Origin of the sequence: Bradyrhizobium sp. B039 (assembly GCF_038965675.1) — a bacterium.
GTDB lineage: Bacteria > Pseudomonadota > Alphaproteobacteria > Rhizobiales > Xanthobacteraceae > Bradyrhizobium > Bradyrhizobium diazoefficiens.
This window is the reverse complement of the sequence record NZ_CP152416.1, coordinates 6,258,659-6,275,433: the sequence shown is the minus strand read 5'-3', so window position 1 is coordinate 6,275,433 and position 16,775 is coordinate 6,258,659. Positions and strand designations below refer to the sequence as shown.

The 16,775-nt window shown below is 60.0% G+C and carries 15 protein-coding genes; 12 read left to right on the top strand and 3 right to left on the bottom strand.

Going from position 1 to position 16,775, the window contains the following annotated elements; all coding sequences use genetic code 11:
• Positions 1 to 15: 15 nt before the first annotated feature.
• The 3 genes from AAFG50_RS29855 to AAFG50_RS29845 all read right to left on the bottom strand — a co-directional run bounded on the left by AAFG50_RS29855 (position 16) and on the right by AAFG50_RS29845 (position 5,263).
• Positions 16 to 972, bottom strand: coding sequence for a GDP-L-fucose synthase (locus tag AAFG50_RS29855; protein WP_028173165.1), 957 nt, complete (start codon positions 970 to 972; stop codon positions 16 to 18).
• On the bottom strand, positions 953 to 2,035 hold the full coding sequence (gmd, locus tag AAFG50_RS29850) for a GDP-mannose 4,6-dehydratase (protein WP_028173166.1): 1,083 nt from the start codon (positions 2,033 to 2,035) through the stop codon (positions 953 to 955). Before gmd ends, AAFG50_RS29855 begins: the two co-directional genes overlap by 20 nt.
• 237 nt (positions 2,036 to 2,272) lie before the next feature.
• Positions 2,273 to 5,263: an NF038122 family metalloprotease gene (locus tag AAFG50_RS29845; RefSeq protein WP_080668134.1), complete on the bottom strand. Its 2,991-nt coding sequence runs from the start codon at positions 5,261 to 5,263 to the stop codon at positions 2,273 to 2,275.
• A 497-nt stretch (positions 5,264 to 5,760) separates the two neighbouring features.
• Here AAFG50_RS29845 and AAFG50_RS29840 point away from each other — a divergent pair, with 497 nt between their 5' ends.
• From AAFG50_RS29840 to AAFG50_RS29785, 12 genes are all read left to right on the top strand, one after another.
• A complete protein-coding gene (locus AAFG50_RS29840; RefSeq protein WP_028173168.1) occupies positions 5,761 to 6,405 on the top strand; it encodes a winged helix-turn-helix transcriptional regulator in 645 nt (214 codons plus the stop codon).
• Positions 6,402 to 6,917 carry a transcriptional activator RfaH gene (locus AAFG50_RS29835; protein ID WP_028173169.1) on the top strand — a complete coding sequence of 172 codons (516 nt, stop codon included), beginning with the start codon at positions 6,402 to 6,404 and terminating at the stop codon, positions 6,915 to 6,917. Before AAFG50_RS29840 ends, AAFG50_RS29835 begins: the two co-directional genes overlap by 4 nt.
• 106 nt (positions 6,918 to 7,023) lie before the next feature.
• Positions 7,024 to 7,965: an ABC transporter permease gene (locus tag AAFG50_RS29830; RefSeq protein ID WP_049832464.1), complete on the top strand. Its 942-nt coding sequence runs from the start codon at positions 7,024 to 7,026 to the stop codon at positions 7,963 to 7,965.
• On the top strand, positions 7,893 to 9,302 hold the full coding sequence (locus AAFG50_RS29825; RefSeq protein ID WP_245285072.1) for an ABC transporter ATP-binding protein: 1,410 nt from the start codon (positions 7,893 to 7,895) through the stop codon (positions 9,300 to 9,302). The genes AAFG50_RS29830 and AAFG50_RS29825 overlap by 73 nt, the downstream gene beginning before the upstream one ends.
• Positions 9,303 to 9,329: 27 nt before the next feature.
• Positions 9,330 to 9,872, top strand: coding sequence for a dTDP-4-dehydrorhamnose 3,5-epimerase (gene rfbC, locus AAFG50_RS29820; RefSeq protein WP_028173170.1), 543 nt, complete (start codon positions 9,330 to 9,332; stop codon positions 9,870 to 9,872).
• Positions 9,873 to 9,906: 34 nt separating this feature from the next.
• Positions 9,907 to 10,728 (top strand): NAD(P)-dependent oxidoreductase, encoded by an 822-nt coding sequence (locus tag AAFG50_RS29815; RefSeq protein ID WP_049832465.1) that lies wholly within the window; start codon positions 9,907 to 9,909, stop codon positions 10,726 to 10,728.
• A complete protein-coding gene (locus AAFG50_RS29810; protein WP_028173171.1) occupies positions 10,725 to 11,483 on the top strand; it encodes a CmcI family methyltransferase in 759 nt (252 codons plus the stop codon). The genes AAFG50_RS29815 and AAFG50_RS29810 overlap by 4 nt, the downstream gene beginning before the upstream one ends.
• A 12-nt stretch (positions 11,484 to 11,495) precedes the next feature.
• Positions 11,496 to 12,617, top strand: coding sequence for an acyltransferase (locus AAFG50_RS29805; protein ID WP_049832466.1), 1,122 nt, complete (start codon positions 11,496 to 11,498; stop codon positions 12,615 to 12,617).
• Between the two features lie 25 nt (positions 12,618 to 12,642).
• Positions 12,643 to 13,593: a glycosyltransferase family A protein gene (locus AAFG50_RS29800; protein ID WP_049832467.1), complete on the top strand. Its 951-nt coding sequence runs from the start codon at positions 12,643 to 12,645 to the stop codon at positions 13,591 to 13,593.
• 7 nt (positions 13,594 to 13,600) lie between these two features.
• Entirely contained in the window at positions 13,601 to 14,689 is a 1,089-nt protein-coding gene (locus tag AAFG50_RS29795) for a glycosyltransferase family A protein (protein ID WP_060908273.1), read from the top strand.
• 11 nt (positions 14,690 to 14,700) lie between these two features.
• Positions 14,701 to 15,474 carry a glucose-1-phosphate cytidylyltransferase gene (gene rfbF / locus AAFG50_RS29790; protein ID WP_028173172.1) on the top strand — a complete coding sequence of 258 codons (774 nt, stop codon included), beginning with the start codon at positions 14,701 to 14,703 and terminating at the stop codon, positions 15,472 to 15,474.
• 5 nt (positions 15,475 to 15,479) lie between these two features.
• The gene (locus AAFG50_RS29785; RefSeq protein WP_039185636.1) at positions 15,480 to 16,745 is read left to right on the top strand and encodes a class I SAM-dependent methyltransferase; all 1,266 of its coding nucleotides are present in this window, start codon (positions 15,480 to 15,482) and stop codon (positions 16,743 to 16,745) included.
• Positions 16,746 to 16,775 lie beyond the last annotated feature (30 nt).

Sequence of the window (16,775 nt, the reverse complement as noted above, 5' to 3'; positions counted from 1 at the left end):
GATGAGGGCCGTCGGTCACTCCGTCGCCTGCTTGTTCTCGCTGAGATAGGCGCGGTAGGCCAGCGCAATGCCGTCCTCCAGCGAAGTACGGGCGCGCCAGCCGAGTGCGGCGAGGCGGCTGACGTCGAGCAGCTTGCGGGGCGTGCCGTCGGGACGAGAGGTGTCGTAGCTGATCGCGCCCGTATAGCCGACGGTGCGCGCCACGACATTCGCGAATTCGGCAATCGAGATGTCCTCGCCGGTGCCAATATTGACCATGTCGCTCGACGAATGCACTTTCATCAGGTGCACGCAGGCATCTGCCATATCGTCGACATACAGGAACTCCCGCTGCGGCGTACCGGTGCCCCAGACCACCACGTTTGCAGCTCCGGACAGCTTCGCCTCATGGAACCGACGGATCAGCGCGGCCACCACGTGACTGTATTCGGGATGGTAATTGTCGCCGGGGCCATAGAGGTTGGTTGGCATCACGCTGATGAAATCACAGCCATACTGGCTGCGATAGGCTTCCGCCATCTTGATGCCGGCGATCTTTGCCACCGCATAGGGCTCGTTGGTGATCTCCAGCGGACCCGTAAGCATGTAGTCCTCGCGCAGGGGCTGGGGCGCGAGCTTTGGATAGATGCAGGAGGAACCGAGGAACATCAGTTTCTCGGTGCGGTTCAGATGCGCCGCATGGATGACGTTGGTCGCAATCGCAAGGTTGTCGTAGAGGAACTCCGCGCGCAGCGTGTTGTTGGCGACGATGCCGCCGACCTTGGCTGCCGCCAGGAACACCGCCTGCGGCTTTTTCTTTGCAAACCACTCGAACAGCGCGACTTGGTCGCGCAGGTCGAGCTCGGCCCGGCTTGCAGTCAGGATTTCGACATTCTCCTGTGCCAGCCGGCGGGCAATCGCCGCGCCGACCATCCCGCGATGGCCGGCCACGAAGACCGTCTTGCCCTTCAGCTCAAACGGCGTGCTTGCCATTGGCGACCTCCAGCCGGGCCTCGCTAAGATCGCCCGCCACCATTTCCTTCACCAGCTGAGCAAAGCTCGTCTTCGGCTTCCAGCCAAGCTTCTGCCGCGCCTTGCTGGAATCGCCGATCAGAAGATCGACCTCGGTGGGGCGGAAATAGACCGGATCGATCCGCACCACGGTCTTGCCGGTCTTCCTGTCGATGCCGGTCTCCTCGACGCCTTCGCCGCGCCATTCGACGCTGCGGCCGACCTCGGCAAAAGCAAGCTCCACGAACTCTCGCACCGAGCGCGTCTCGCCGGTCGACAGCACGAAGTCGTCAGGGCTATCCGCCTGCAGGATCGCGTGCATGCCCTCGACATAGTCCCGCGCATGACCCCAGTCGCGCTTGGCCTCGAGATTGCCGAGATAGAGCGTCTCCTCCAGCCCCATCTCGATGCGGGCGACCCCGCGCGTGATCTTGCGGGTCACAAAGGTCTCGCCGCGGATCGGGCTCTCATGGTTGAACAGGATGCCGTTGCTGGCAAACATCCCATAGGCCTCGCGGTAGTTCACCGTGATCCAGTAGCCATAGAGCTTTGCCACGCCGTAGGGCGAGCGCGGATAGAACGGCGTGGTCTCCTTCTGCGGGATCTCCTGCACCAGGCCATAAAGCTCGGAGGTCGAGGCCTGGTAGAAGCGGGTCTCTTTCTCCATGCCGAGGATGCGGATGGCTTCCAACAGGCGCAGCACGCCGATCGCGTCCGCATTGGCGGTGTATTCGGGGCTCTCGAAGCTGACGCCGACGTGGCTTTGCGCAGCGAGATTGTAGATCTCGGTCGGGCGGATCTGCTGCACCAGGCGGATCAGATTGGTCGAATCCGTCATGTCACCATAGTGCATCAAAAACGGCACGTTGCCGACATGGGGGTCCTGGTAGAGATGATCGACGCGGGCGGTGTTGAAGGAGGACGAGCGTCGCTTAATGCCATGCACCGTATAGCCGAGCCCGAGCAGATATTCGGCGAGGTAGGCGCCGTCCTGTCCCGTCACGCCGGTAATGAGCGCCACGCGCTTCTTGTCCTGTGCCTGCATCTTGTCTCCACCAAACGCAGCTGCCGCGGCGCCCTCAGCCCCGTCGCATCGGCCCTGCCGCCTCCGCCGATGCCTCGGCCTGACAGCCCTTGTTCCTTTGCACCGGGAATGACGAGTGCGACCAGCAGCCTCGATAAAGCAAGGCCATAGCATCGGCGCTTTTCAAAGTCTAATGGCAAGGCAGCCGGAACGGGATGGAGACGGCCGGGGTGGCGGTCCGTTGCCGGTCTCAGCGCCTTAAACGAAATGGAAGTCGTTCTGATGGGCGGCGAGCTGGGCGGTCGCGACGCGCTGGAGCGTGATGGTGTCGTGGAGGGCGTCGGTAATGACGGCATTGCCGGAACCGTCGTCATGGGCGGCTGCCAAGAGCGCGGTGACGTCGGCAAAGACGGTCTTGCTGAATTGCAGCGTATCGGTCGCGGGCGCGAAGCCGGGCAGGGTGATGTTGCCGAAATTCGGCGCGAAAACGAAGGTGTCGTGCGCGGCGAAGTTGGAGACTTCGTTTGCGACGGAGGCCAGCGTGGCAGGCGCGGCGGCGGCGACCAACGTTCCACCATTGCCGTCGTCGGCGAAGTGAAAACTGTCCTGTGAATATTGCCCGAGAAACTGCAACGACGCCGCGCTCGACCCGCTGCTCAAGGAGAGTGTACCCGACGCGGTGTTGAAGCCAGTATGCAGGGTGTAGAAGTTGAAGCCGCGCAAATCGACCTGGTCGGAGCCCGTAAGCGTGCCGTCGCCGCCAAAGCCTACGAGCTGCCCACTGAACGCCGACGGCGTATTGAGCGTCAGCGTCTGGCCGTCGAACGAGGTTTGCGAAGCCTGCGCCGGCTGCGCCGCGGCGGGTGACGTTCCGGCAGGGATACCGATCGTGCCGTCGCCGTTGAGGTCCTGGTGGAAGATGGTCTCGAGCGACTGCAGCGCGGCGTTGCTGCCGGGCACCGCAGCAACCAAGAACGACTGCAGGTTGCCGCTGCCATCGGTGCTCCAGACCGTGTACTGATTGGCGCCGGGATTCTTCCAGGCGACATCGAAGCCGCCGCTCACCTGGATTGCGCCATAGGGCACCCAGGTGCCGAACTCGCCGGCTGTCACGGGCAAGCCGTTGTACTTCAGCTCCGGTCCTGTGACGCCGCTTCCGACAGTGTTCAGAAAGTAATTCGATCCGATCTCAACCAGGCTGGTCGTGCCGTCGGTCTGTACCACCGTCGAGAGAATGCCAAAGGTGCCGTCGCCGTTGAGGTCCTGTTGGAAGGTGGTCTCGAGCGCTTCTAACGTGGCGTTATTGCCGGGGGCGGCGCTGACCAGGAACGAGACCAGGTTGCCGTTGCTGTCGGTGTGCCACACCGTGTACTGATTGGCCCCGGGATTTTCCCAGGCGACATCGAAGCCGCCGCTCACCTGGATCGCGCCATAAGGCACCCAGGTGCCGAACGCGCCGGCTGTGACAGGCGCGCCGCCATACGTTAATTCCGGTCCCGTGCTGCTGCTGCCGACGGTGTTCAGAAAATAATTCGATCCGATCTCGGCCAGACTGGTCGTCCCGTCGGTCTGTATGACCGTGGCGATGATGCCGATGCTGCCGTCGCCGTTGAGGTCTTGGTGGAAAGTCGTCTCGAGCGATTCCAGCGTGGCGTTGCTACCGGGCACGGCGCTGACGAGAAACGCGACCAGGTTTCCGTTGCTGTCGGTCTCCCACACCGTGTACTGATTGGCGCCGGCATTTTTCCAGGCGACATCAAATCCACCAGCCACCTGGATCGCACCATAGGGCACCCAAGTGCCGAACTCGCCAGCCGCAACAGGCGAGCCGTTGTAAGTCAGCTCCGGTCCGATGTTGGGGCTGCCGACGGTGTTCAGAAAAAAGTAACCGCCCATCTTGATCAGATTGGTCGTCCCATCGGTTTGCAAGATCGTCGCGGCGGGAAGGCCGATGGTGCCGTCGCCGTTGAGGTCCTGTTGGAATGTTGTCTCGAGCGACTTCAGCGTGGCGTTGCTGGCGGGCACCGCGGCGACCAGGAACGAGATCAGGTTGCCGTTGCTGTCGGTATTCCAAACAGTGAACTGATTGGCGCCAGGATTCTTCCAGGCGACGTCATATCCGCTGCCTACTTGGATCGCGCCATAGGGCGTCCAATTTCCGAACTCGCCGGCTGTCACACCCGAGCCGTTGTACTTTAATTGCGGTCCGGCGCTGCTGCTGCCGACTGTGTCCAGAAAATAACCCGATCCGACCTGCACCAGGCTCGTCGTGCCGTCGGTCTGGATCACGACAGGCGTTTGGGAGGCTAGGTGAAATCCAAGCGCATCCAGCTGTTTCAGGTCGATGGCGGTCAGCTGCTGCAGGGTGCCGTATGAGTAGTATTCGTTGAAGGGATCGCTTCCGCCCTGCACGCCGCTGTTGAGGAAATCGCTGGGATCGGAGTTCCGGCCATAGTCCGCGATCTTGGTATAGCCGCCATCCAGGGAAAAATAGGAGGCGCTCGCGGGGATGTTGTCGGTGAGCAGCCTGACGCCCGGGCTCTTGAAGCGGTAGAGATCGAAAACGTCCGGCTGGGGGCCATACGGCACACGGCCCATCGCATGGGTCAGCTCGTGCAGCGCCACCCCCACCAGGAGATTCGGATCGATGTCGGTTGCGAAGGTCGCGGTGCCGTCGTCGGTCGTGGTGTCGTTGGCTCCAACCAATCCCCAGAGCTTGAGCTGTGCATTCCAGACCGCGACACTCGACTGGCCCTGGATGGTCGATGCTGTCGGCAACGCGTTGAATGAGGTGTCGCCGGGCGAGGCATTGTTGATGAGATCGGCTCTCACCGTCGAATAGCTGACCCATTGGCCGCTATCGGGACCGGCTGCCGCGCCGCCGCCCGTCCCGCTGTAGTCGATGTTGAAGTTCAACGTGATCTTGTCGGAGATCGCGGAGCTCAGGAGCGCGGCCGCCTGCTCGATACCGGCGCGGAAACTGGCAGGCGCAGCCATCGCGGCCGCGTCAAAAATGAGATTGATGGTCAGCCCACCGGAGGTTTCGGCGACCACGGAGCCAGGACCGCCAGGGCCGGAGGCGCTGACTGCCGCCTGGGCTTCGTACGTCTCGGCGGGAAGGACGACGGGGGTCGGCGGCGCGCCGGACTGCCCCTGTTGCAACAGCAACTGGAACGCCGATCCGCTCGAAAAGCTGTCCGACGGATCCGAAGCGTCCAGCGGATCGTGGAGGGTGGATTTCAAGCTCATCGCGGATTTCCAGAACCGGCTGTCCAGCGCGTTGGCTTTGACCGACGCAACGAAGGGATCACGCAATAAACTACTCGAGGACAGAACCCTGTGCGCGATTTAGGAGGATGGCGATCGACCCTTAATTTTGGGTTGTACCCAGCCCTGCAATTGAATCGAGACGCGACCTTGGATCGCAACTGCCGGCGGCGCGGTCAACCCGTTCGTCTACGGCCGATGCTTTCCAGTTGCCGCAACCATTTGCGTCAAAGCAAATGGTATCATGGGACAGCTGACGCAATGATGAAGCTCGAAGGTTGTCGCCGTCGACGGCATCTTGCCCTGCTATATGCGGTCCGGTCGCGCCGCCCTCTATATCGTCCCGCCAAACTTATTTTATCTACGGAGAAAATGTATTTGATTTCAATGGATTATATGTATTCACGTCTTGAACGTTCCGCTTGACGTTCACGGCTTGAACGCGGTAGTAGCCTTCGCTGAGGCTGGAGGCTTGAGAGGTGGAGCGCTTGCTAAACGCAGACCATGAGAACGAGCGAATCGTTCTTGGCCTGTTGAGTTCGGTGGAAAGCGATGGTGCGCGCTCGCAGCGTCACATCGCCGCCGAGCTCGGCATCGCGCTCGGCCTGGTCAATGCCTACCTCAAGCGCTGCATCAAGAAGGGGCTGGTCAAGGTGAGCGATGCGCCCGCGCGCCGCTACGCCTACTACCTGACGCCGCAGGGCTTTGCCGAGAAATCCCGTCTCACGGTTCAATACCTGTCCAATTCGTTTTCCTTCTTCCGGCTGGCCAAGAGCGATTGCGCGCGCGTGCTCGACGAGGCCAAGGCGAGAGGTTTTTCCCGCGTGGTGCTGGCGGGCCAATCGGACCTGGCCGAGGTTGCAATCCTCTGCGCGGTCGAGGCGGGCGTTGCGGTAGTGGCGGTCGTCGATCCCGCAACCGAGATTGCACGCTTTGTCGGCGTCAATGTCTTCAGGTCCTATGACGAGGTGAAGGAGGCGTTCGACGCCGTGATCGTCACCGACGTCGCGCACGCCGGTGCATCCTATGACGCGGCCGCCGCGGTGTGCGGTGCGGAGCGGGTGCTCGCGCCGGGTCTGCTGGGCTTGCGCGAACGAAACGGGAAAGCGGAGGGCGCACCATGAGCGAGGCGGTCGAGGCGCGCTGGTATGTGGTGCAGACCCAGGTGAACGGCGAGGCCAAGGCCGCGCATAACCTGTTGCGCCAGGGCTATGAGATCTATCTGCCGCGCTACCTGAAGCGCCGGCGCCATGCGCGCAAGGTCGATTTCGTCGCAAAGCCGCTGTTTCCGCGTTACATCTTCGTGGCCATCGACATGGCGACGCAGCGCTGGCGCGCGATCCAGTCGACCCAGGGCGTGTCGCATCTCGTCTGCAATGGCGAGGAGCCGGCCGCAGTGCCGAGCGGCGTGCTCGGTGCGTTGAGGGCGCGCGAGGACGAGCGCGGCTTTGTCAGGATGGAAGCCAGGCCGGCGTTCGCGCCTGGCGATAAGGTGCGGGTGCTTGCAGGCGCCTTCATGGACAATGCCGGGCTGTTCGACGGAATGGGGGACCATCACCGGGTCGCCATTCTGCTCGACATGCTCGGCCGCAAGGTCCGCGTTCATCTTGACGTGGATCTGGTCGCAGCCGCCTGAGTGCGGCTTTTCGTGCGGCGATCCGATCGCTGCGCTTTGTGTTCGCTCCCTCTGGGAGTCTCCGGGTGGAGGGCTTTTCACCCGGACTGCGGTAGCATGGACGTTTTTGACGAATGACGACTCTGGTTGGAAATCGCCACGGCTGCAGGGCCGTGCGCAAGGTTGGCAGCCGCGCGGCGAGCGCGCGGGGATCGTGGAGCTCACGATGACGATGGTCTTGGAACCGGTTGGCGAGCTCAACCCCGAACTTCGCTCATTGGAAGAAACCGCCGCCGAGGATCTGGTGCGCGGCCTCTCCAAGCGCGAGCTATGGGGGCGACTGGGCTGGCTCGATGTCAAACGACGCTATCGCAGGACGACGATCGGTCCGTTCTGGACCTCGATCACGCTTGCGATCTACACGCTGTCGGTCGGTTTCGTCGGCGCGGCACTCTGGCACCAGAATATCTATGAATACCTGCCGTTCCTGGCGAGCGGCATGGTCGTGTGGATGCTGGTTTCGACCATTGCCACGGAGGCCTGCAGCATGTTCATCGCTGGGCAGGCGTTGTTCCGAAACATCCGGTTCGACTATTCCGTCCTCGCCTACGCCCTAATCTGGCGCAACCTCCTCGTCTTCCTGCACAACCTCGTTGTCTACTTCCTGGTCGTGCTGGTGCTGAAGCCCTCGCTCATCAGCTTTACGCTGTTGCTGGCGCTGCCGGGGCTCGCGCTGGTGATCCTGAATGCCGTTTGGATCTCGCTGTTCCTGGGGCTGGTCTGCCTGCGATTTCGCGACGTGCCGCAACTAGTGACGAGCGTGATCCAGATTTCGATGCTGGTCACACCATTGTTCTGGCCGGCCGATACGCTGACGGGTATGCGGCGCATCTTGTTCGTGGACCTGAACCCGCTCTATCACGTGCTCGACGTGGTGCGCGCGCCGATGATGGGCAGGGTGCCGGACGCGATCAGCTACATGGTCATGATTGTGATGTGCATCGGTGGATGGTGGTTGAGCTATGCGATGTTCAAGCGCTTCCGCAGGCGCATCGCCTATTGGAGCTGACAGAAGTGGCGACCGTCGTCTTCGAAAATGTGAGCGCGCATTTCCCGATCTATGGAGCGCAGCAGCGTAGCCTGCGCAAAGCCCTGTTCCAGCGCGCGACAGGCGGCGCAATCGAGCGAGAGGGCAAGAATAATGACCGCGTCACCGTCAAGGCCCTGAACGACATCTCGTTCACGCTGCGTGACGGAGACCGTGTCGGACTTGTCGGCCACAACGGCGCCGGCAAGTCGACGCTGCTGAAGCTCATGGCCGGCATCTATCATCCGGTCTCCGGTACCGTTCGGGTCGAGGGGCGCGTCACGCCGCTGTTCGACGCCATGCCCGGCCTCGACGGCGAGGACACCGGTTACGAGAACATCATCACCTCCGGAATGCTGATCGGAATGACCCGACGGCAAATCGAGGCGAAGATTCCGGAAATCGAGGAGTTCTGCGAACTCGGCGAGTATCTCAGCCTTCCGGTGCGCACCTATTCGACGGGCATGACGATGCGTCTCGGTTTCGCGTTGGTGACCTCGCTCGACCCCGGCGTGATCCTGATGGACGAAGGGTTCGGCACCGGCGACCTGCGTTTCACCGAACGCGCCGAGGCGCGCATGAAGGATTTCATCGGACGAAGTCCCATCATGGTTCTGGCGAGCCACTCCGACAAGATCATCAGGTCGATGTGCAACAAGGCCATCCTGATTGAGGCCGGCCGGATCGTCGCGTTCGGTCCAGTGGACGAGATCTGCGACCAATATTACGCGAGCGTTCACGCCGCGGCCGTATCGGCGGAGCGTGCAAGGCACCTAAAGCATGGGAAAGCGGAAACGCACGACGGCGCCCTGGAGTTGGCGGAAGAAGCCGCGGCCGAGAGGGTCGCAGGCAGATCCTCGATGACTTTTGCCCCGGATGCCATTGCACCAGGCGATGACGTCGCGCGGCTCTGCAGCGCACGGCTGGTCGTCGATCAGTTCAATGATACCGATACGGTCGACAGAAACGAGCTGATCAACATCGAGATGAAGTTCGAGGTGCTGAAGCCGGGATATGTCATGGTTCCGAACTTCCACGTGTTTCTGCAGGATCAATACGTCTTTGTAAGCTCTCCGCCGCAAACCTCCGAACTTGCACCCGGTGTCTATAGTTGCACAATGTCCATTCCTCGCGGCTTCCTCAACCTTGGCTCGTTTGTCGTTGGGGTGGCGCTGACGTCCGTCAATCCTCAGAAGGTGCATTTTTACGTGCAGGATGCTCTGCGCTTTTTCGTTTCGGAGCTGCGGGCGACTGGTCTGTTTGACGCGATTCCGGGCCCCGTTCGGCCATCACTGGAATGGAACGTCACCCGTGTGTGACCAGCCGCCGCCCTACCGAAACGTCCCATGATTATCGAGGAACTTCATCTCCCCGGCGCCTTCCGTATCGTGCCGCAGTTGATCTCCGATCAACGTGGAGCTTTCGCCCGGAGATTCTGCGCCGAAACCTTCCGTGCGCATGGGCTCGAATCTGATTTCGTCCAGTGTTCGGTCTCCTACAACACGCGTGCTGGTACGCTGCGCGGCATGCATTTCCAGGCTCCGCCGTATCTCGAGACCAAGTTGGTCCGATGCACGCGCGGTGCGATTTTCGACGTTATGGTTGATCTGCGCCAGAGCTCACCAAGCTACGGTCGGTGGCACGGTGAAGAGCTAAGTGCCGACAATCGTATTATGCTCTACATTCCGGAAGGGTTCGCACATGGTTTTCAGACGTTGGTCGACGACACCGAAGTCGACTACGAAATCACGCCTGCCTACGTTCCGGATGCTGGTCGGGGTTTTCGCTTCGATGATCCGCTGCTGAACATCGGCTGGCCTCTCAACTCCATGATCATGTCCGATCGCGACAAGGCGCTGCTGCCATCGTTCAGGGGCATCACTCTGTGATCATCCGGCGACTGAAGATTCGAGCGTGTGCCGTATGACTGATCGGATCACCGTATTCGGCGCTGCGGGCTACGTCGGATCCGCACTGGTGGAGAGTCTGCGGCGGTCGGGGGCCGACGTGATCGCGGTGACGCGTGACACCATTGCACAGACGCCGGCCGATCTTGGACACGCGGTCTACGCGATTGGCCTGACGTCGGACTTTCGCAGCAAGCCCGTCGAAACCGTTCAGGCTCACGTCGTATGTCTTGCAGACTTGCTTTCGAGCAAGGACTTCACGTCCTTTACTTATCTCTCATCGACGCGCCTCTACAAGTCCGAGCGGACGACGGACGAACTGACGTCCATCGCGGCGTCTTCCGTTGATGCCGACGGTATCTACACGCTGAGCAAGCTCCTCGGGGAGGCGCTAACATTCCGCCTCGCGGGCGATCGCGGCCGCGTTTGCCGCCTTTCGAACGTTTACGGCGGGAACGATCGATCGTCGAATTTTCTGACGTCGATTCTTGCGGATGCGCGCAGTCGTCGGAGCGTTTGGATCATGCAAGCACCCGCGAGCACGAAGGACTACATACATATAGACGATGCATGTCGGGCCATCGCGGCGGTGGCGGTGCAAGGAATGGAACCGATCTACAACGTGGCGTCCGGCCAAAACACGAGCCACCGACAAATTGCGGATCAACTCGGGAAGGCCGGAGTCTCAGTTGAATTCGGCTCGGGTCCGATCGTCAGCTTTGAGCCGATCAACGTTCAGCGACTGCGCGATTTGCTCGACTGGAAGCCGCGGTCTCTTGTCGATGATCTGCCTGGGCTCTTGTCGACGCCAGATGCGATCAAGGAGTTTTCAACGTGATCTTGATTGATGAGAAAGACGGCTGGATTTCTCCGGATAATGGAGCGAGCAAGCTCACTTTTGCCTCAAAGGAGGGCTTCGAGCTGATCTCCAAGGTCTGGCTGCGGGCGACGTGGGACGCAAAATATGTCTATAATTTTGCTTGGATGGGGCGCCCGATCATCCAGTTGCCCGACGATTTGATCAGGCTTCAGGAGCTCATATGGCAATTGAAGCCTGACGTCATTGTCGAGACTGGCATTGCGCACGGTGGCTCGCTGATCTTCCATGCCGGGCTGTTGCAGGTGATCGGGCGCGGTCGCGTGATCGGTGTCGATATCGAAATCCGTCCACACAATCGGAAGGCGATCGAGGAGCACAAGCTCTTCCCCAGCATAACGCTCATCGAAGGCTCGTCGGTAGCGCCGGAGACGATCGCGAAGGTAAGTTCCCTGATTGCTCCCGATGAACGCGTGCTCGTCATTCTGGATGCGAAGCACAGCAAGGATCACGTACTGGCAGAGCTCGCGGCCTATTCTCCGCTGATCAACGTCGGATCCTACATTCTTGCATGCGACGGTATCATGGAGATGGTCGAGGGTGCCCCGCGATCGGCGCCCGATTGGTCTTGGAACAATCCGCGTCAAGCGGCGCTCCAGTTCGTAGAGCAGAATCCCGATTTCAGGATCGAGGAGCCCGAGCTGCCGTTTCGCGAGGGAGTTTCGGCAGCTCGCGTCTCTTATTGGCCGGACAGCTATATCAAGCGAATCGCCTGAAGAGAATCGGCGATGGGCGGCCAAGTCAGATACGGATATATCGACGCGTTGCGCGGCTACGCAATTCTGCTCGTTATTTTTGTGCACTCATCGCAGATGATCGGTGGGCTGCAAGGCTATGTTTACCAAATCGGTGACCAAGGCGCACGCGGCGTCCAACTGTTCTTTGTGGCGAGCGCGATCACACTTTGTATGTCGTACCACAGACGCACCGACGGTGTGGGCGCATTTTACATTCGGCGGCTCTTTCGTATTGCGCCGATGTTTTGGCTTGCCATAATCTACTTTACCCTAAAGGACGGGGTAGGGCCAAGGGGACTTGAGCCCGACGGGATCGGCGCTACGCATATCATTCTGACGACGCTGTTCGCGCACGGCTTTCTGCCGAGTACATTCAGCAGTGTCGTTCCTGGTGGCTGGAGCATCGCTGTCGAAATGATGTTTTATGCCGTCTTCCCGATCCTCGTGAGCTATATCAAATCATGGCGGGCTGCAGCGGTGGCGGCCTTGATTGCGCTGGCGCCGGCCGCAATCGCCTACGCATCGATCCAAGCGGCGGCAAAACATGTCACGCCACAGTCGTGGAACGTCGTATACCAGGTTTTTTCAACGTTGAACTTCGTCCATCAGCTTCCCGTGTTTCTGATCGGGATGACGGCTTACTTCATCATCCGCGATGAGGGGCATGAAGTCGTGCGCCGGCCATTTCAAGTGGCCTTCATCTCGCTCATGCCAGTTATCATTGTACTCGAAGCGTATTATCGGTTCGGTATCGGGTGGGCCGAATTCGGCTTTCACGCCTCTTTCGCGGTAGCTTTTGCGGGGATTGCGATCACACTTGAGAGATTCCGTAGCACTACCTTCGTCAATCAGTATATCGTTTGGATCGGAAAGATCAGCTTTAGCGGATACCTTTGGCATCTTGCGTTGATCCACGCAGTTCCCGTCAATATCTCCTGGCTATCGCCCATGGCAAATTTCGTTTGGTTTTACCTGGCTCTAACGGGCCTCACGCTAGCCGCATCATCAGTCACATATTTCGTGGTCGAAAAGCCCTTCATTGCGTTTGGCAATGCGTGGCTGCGTCGCTCGCTCGCTCGCCAGGACGTACGGAAAAGCGCAGCTACGGCGTGACCGTCTCGATGATTTGCAGTCAGGCGTGACCGAACCACTCGTCACAGTCGGCATACCGACGTTCAACCGAACGGAAGGCCTGGCGCGGACGCTGGCGTCGATTCAAGCCCAGACCTACCGGCATATCGAGATCATCGTATCGGATAACGCGTCGCCGGATCCGGCTGTTCGGGCGACGGTCGACGATTTCGCCAGCAGAGACGAGCGGGTCACGTATTACCGGCATCCGGAAAACATCGGCGCGATGCGAAATTTCTCCTCTCTGTTGCCGAGGGCCCGCGGCGAGTTTTTCATGTGGGCAGCAGACGATGATCGCTGGGAGCCGTTTTTCGTCGAGCGCTGCGTCGAGCGGTTGAAGGCGGATCCCCGGCTCGTCGTGTGCCAGATGGAAGCGCAATACGAAGTCGACGGGAAGATGTTGTTTCCGTTCTTTTTCGAAGGCGCCCCTTTTAAAGCGTTTTCCTCACGGTCGCCGGTGGAGCGGGTGAAGCATCTGCTCCGGCACGTCTACGGCAATCTGGTCTACGGCGTGTTCAGGCGGGAGGCGCTGTTTCACAACGGCAAGCCGATCACAGAATGGATCGGTGCGACGCTCAACGAAATTCCGATGCAGATCTTGTTGGCTTTCCGGGGAGACATACGGGTTATTCCTGAAATCGGTTTCTACAAGACGGCGCCCCGCACCGTTTGCGAGCAGGCGAGATGGGAACAGGTCGGCGGCCGGCTGCCCAACTGGCGGGGATGGCAGAACTACATCAGGGATTGCCGGTCGTTGCACCGATATCACAAGATGGTCATGCACGAGAATTTCGCGGCAATCGACGCGCTCGGTCTGGAATCGCGAACGACCGGGCAGTTGCGTAAGTTCGCCGCGTATTGCCTGTTCAGGCACGAACTCCTGCTGGCCCTGCGCTGGAAGCCGGCCGGCCCTGGCCTGTCGCATCCCATTGCGTCGCATGTGGCTCCACAGAACTGACCGTTAGATGACCGATAGCGTACCTCGTGTTTCCGTTGGCCTTCCAACCTACAATCGCCCCGAACTGCTCGCACTGGTGCTCGAGAGCTTCCAACAGCAGACATTTGCCGATTTCGAACTCATCATCTCGGACAATGCCTCGACCAATCCCGCGGTCAGGCGATTGTGCGAACGCTACGCTGGCACCGACCCGCGCTTCCGTTATATGCGCCAGGAAGCCAACCTGGGGGCGGAAAAAAACTTCTGGTTCGTATACGATCAGGCGCGGGCTCCGCTGTTTCTCTGGGCCTCCGACGACGATTTGTGGCCGGCCGATTTCCTCGAACGGGGGGTCGCAGCGCTTGACCGAAATCCGCGTGCCTCGGCCTGGTTTTGTCAGGTCGTCAATATCAACATGAACGGCGACGTTGTCCGGTCCTACCCGAGTTTCAAACGCTTCCAATCGAGCGCCTTCAAATTCGTCGATTTGGCGCGATTTCTCTGGGAGCCTGAAATCATGGGTAAGGCCAACCTGATCTATTCGATCTTCCGACGGCAGGAGCTGGCGCGGGTGATCGACCTATTTCGCGATCGCCCCTCGACCTGGGGCAGCGACATGAACCTAGTCTATGCCTATTTGTGTCGCTCCAACCTCGTCATCGACGATGGACTGGTGCTGCAGAAGCGCGTCCCAACGGACATCGTCGATTCCGTGGTCAGCCCGCGCTCGCAGATCTATCCGCGGGAAGAGCGCTCGACTTATTTCGAGAACTATCACCGCGCAGCGGCGGATAGCTATTATCGACCGCTGACAGTGGCGGTACTGGCCGTGAGATCTGCGTACGACTATCTCGCATCGGGCAGAGCCGCATGGGACTACGAACATTCGGAGTTGAAGCGCGACCTCGATGAGCGGAAGCACGATTTTGAGAAGTGGAAGACGACAAGGTCGCAAGAGTTCCAGACGTGGAAGGCCCACGCTTCCGGCTTTATCGCGCGGAATGTTGCCAGAACCGCCGGACTTTTCACGCGAAATCTGGCGCGAGCCTCCCGACTTCTCGCGCAGAATCTTGCACGAATTAGAGCTCGAATCCCTGGATCAGGGGGCGGCAGGTAGGGAGTCATGAAATGAAAGCAGTCATTCTCGCAGGTGGCATGGGTACGCGAATATCCGAGGAATCACTGGTGCGGCCTAAGCCCATGATCGAGATCGGCGGGCGACCGATCCTCTGGCACATCATGAAGCTCTATGCGCATCATGGGATCACGGATTTTGTGATCTGCCTCGGCTACAAGGGGTACATGATCAAGGAATACTTCATGAACTTCGTGCTGCATCACTCCGATGTCACCATCGATGCCACGAAGAACAGCGTCACCTACCATCAGAGCAGCGTCGAGCCCTGGCGGATCACGCTGGTGGATACGGGCGAGACTACGCTCACAGGCGGTCGGCTCAAGCGTGTGCGCAACTATCTCGATCCGCAGGAGCCGTTCTGCTTCACTTACGGCGACGGACTGTCTGATATCGATATTGCCGCCAGCATCAAGTTTCACCGCAGCCATGGCAAGCAGGCGACAGTGACGGCGGTGCGACCGCCGGGCCGCTACGGCGCGTTGGAAATCGATGAGTCGACGGTGAAATCCTTCGTCGAGAAGCCACCCGGCGACAATGCCTATATCAATGGCGGCTTCTTCGTGCTCAATACAGCGGTGATCGACCGGATCGAGGGCGACAAGACCTCCTGGGAGTCGACGCCGCTCGAAGCGTTGGCTCGCGACGCGCAGCTCGCCGCTTACCGACATTACGGTTTCTGGCAGCCGATGGATACGCTGCGGGACAAGATGATGCTGGAAGAACTCTGGCAGTCGGGTCGTGCGCCTTGGCGGCATTGGGGCTAGGTGCGATGGCCATTGGCTCTCCGATGTGTCGGTCTTGCGGCGCGCCGCTTACGGCTGTGCTGGTGGATCTCGGCATGACGCCGATTTCGAATGCGTTTGTTCGCGCCGAACATGCCTCGCTCAGCGAGCGGTTCTATCCGCTCAAGAGCTTTGTCTGCGACCATTGCTGGCTGGTGCAGCTTGAGGATTTCGAGACACCGGAGACGCACTTCCACGCGGATTACGTCTACTTCTCGTCCTTCTCGGATAGCTGGCTCGTCCATGCGAGGACCTTTGCGGAAAAGGCCACGGCTCGCCTTGGTCTCGGTGCCAGCTCTCGCGTCGTGGAAGTCGGCAGCAACGACGGCTATCTGCTGCAATATTTCGTTCAGCGTGGCATCCCCTGCCTCGGGGTCGACCCGGCGGCCAACTGTGCCAAGGCGGCCTGGGAGCTGCGGCGTGTACCGACCGAGGTGGCGTTCTTCGGATCAAAGTCGGCGACGCGGTTGCGCGAGCAGGGTGGCACTGCCGATCTGATCATTGCCAACAATGTGCTTGCGCATGTGCCCGACATCAACGATTTCGTTGCCGGTTTCAAGATTTTGCTCGGCGAGAAGGGCGTTGCGACTTTCGAATTTCCGCACGTTCTGGAAATGATCCGCAATGTCGAGTTCGATACCATTTATCACGAGCATTATTCCTATTTGTCGCTGTTGGCACTGGAGCCGCTGTTCGCGCGCCACGGCTTGCGGGTGGTCGATGTCGAACGCCTCTCTACTCATGGGGGCTCGCTTCGACTGTATGTTGCGCACGACGACCGCACGGAAGTGCCTGATGAAGTCAAGCAGCTCAGGCGCGAGGAAGCTCAGGCCGGTCTGGACCGGCTTGCCACCTATGAGACGTTTGGGCATCGGGTCCGGCAATTGAAACGATCGCTGCTGCGTCTTCTGATCGAGCTCATAGAAGCTGGGAAATCGGTAGCGGCCTACGGCGCGCCTGCGAAAGGCAATACGCTGCTCAACTACTGCGGAATCGGCCGCGATTTCATCTCCTTCACGGTGGATCGCAACGTGCATAAGCAGGGTTTGCTGTTGCCGGGCACCAGGATTCCAGTCCTTGCCCCGAGTGAGATCGCAAGCAGGCGACCCGATTATGTTCTCATCCTGCCCTGGAATTTGCGGCAGGAGATCGTTCAGCAGATCAACCAGATTCCCGATTGGACAGGGCAATTCATCATTCCGGTGCCTGAGCCCGTGATTCTGGACAGCCGTGAGAATTCATATAATGACTGATCAGGATCGCGCACCCACCGTCAGCGTCGT

Coding starts and splice junctions, on each gene's coding strand:
- AAFG50_RS29855 (WP_028173165.1), bottom strand. CDS start 972: ATGGCAAGCACGCCGTTTGAGCTGAAGGGCAAGACGGTCTTCGTGGCC.
- gmd (WP_028173166.1), bottom strand. CDS start 2,035: ATGCAGGCACAGGACAAGAAGCGCGTGGCGCTCATTACCGGCGTGACG.
- AAFG50_RS29845 (WP_080668134.1), bottom strand. CDS start 5,263: ATGAGCTTGAAATCCACCCTCCACGATCCGCTGGACGCTTCGGATCCG.
- AAFG50_RS29835 (WP_028173169.1), top strand. CDS start 6,402: ATGAGCGAGGCGGTCGAGGCGCGCTGGTATGTGGTGCAGACCCAGGTG.
- rfbC (WP_028173170.1), top strand. CDS start 9,330: ATGATTATCGAGGAACTTCATCTCCCCGGCGCCTTCCGTATCGTGCCG.
- AAFG50_RS29815 (WP_049832465.1), top strand. CDS start 9,907: ATGACTGATCGGATCACCGTATTCGGCGCTGCGGGCTACGTCGGATCC.
- AAFG50_RS29805 (WP_049832466.1), top strand. CDS start 11,496: ATGGGCGGCCAAGTCAGATACGGATATATCGACGCGTTGCGCGGCTAC.
- AAFG50_RS29795 (WP_060908273.1), top strand. CDS start 13,601: ATGACCGATAGCGTACCTCGTGTTTCCGTTGGCCTTCCAACCTACAAT.
- rfbF (WP_028173172.1), top strand. CDS start 14,701: ATGAAAGCAGTCATTCTCGCAGGTGGCATGGGTACGCGAATATCCGAG.
- AAFG50_RS29785 (WP_039185636.1), top strand. CDS start 15,480: ATGGCCATTGGCTCTCCGATGTGTCGGTCTTGCGGCGCGCCGCTTACG.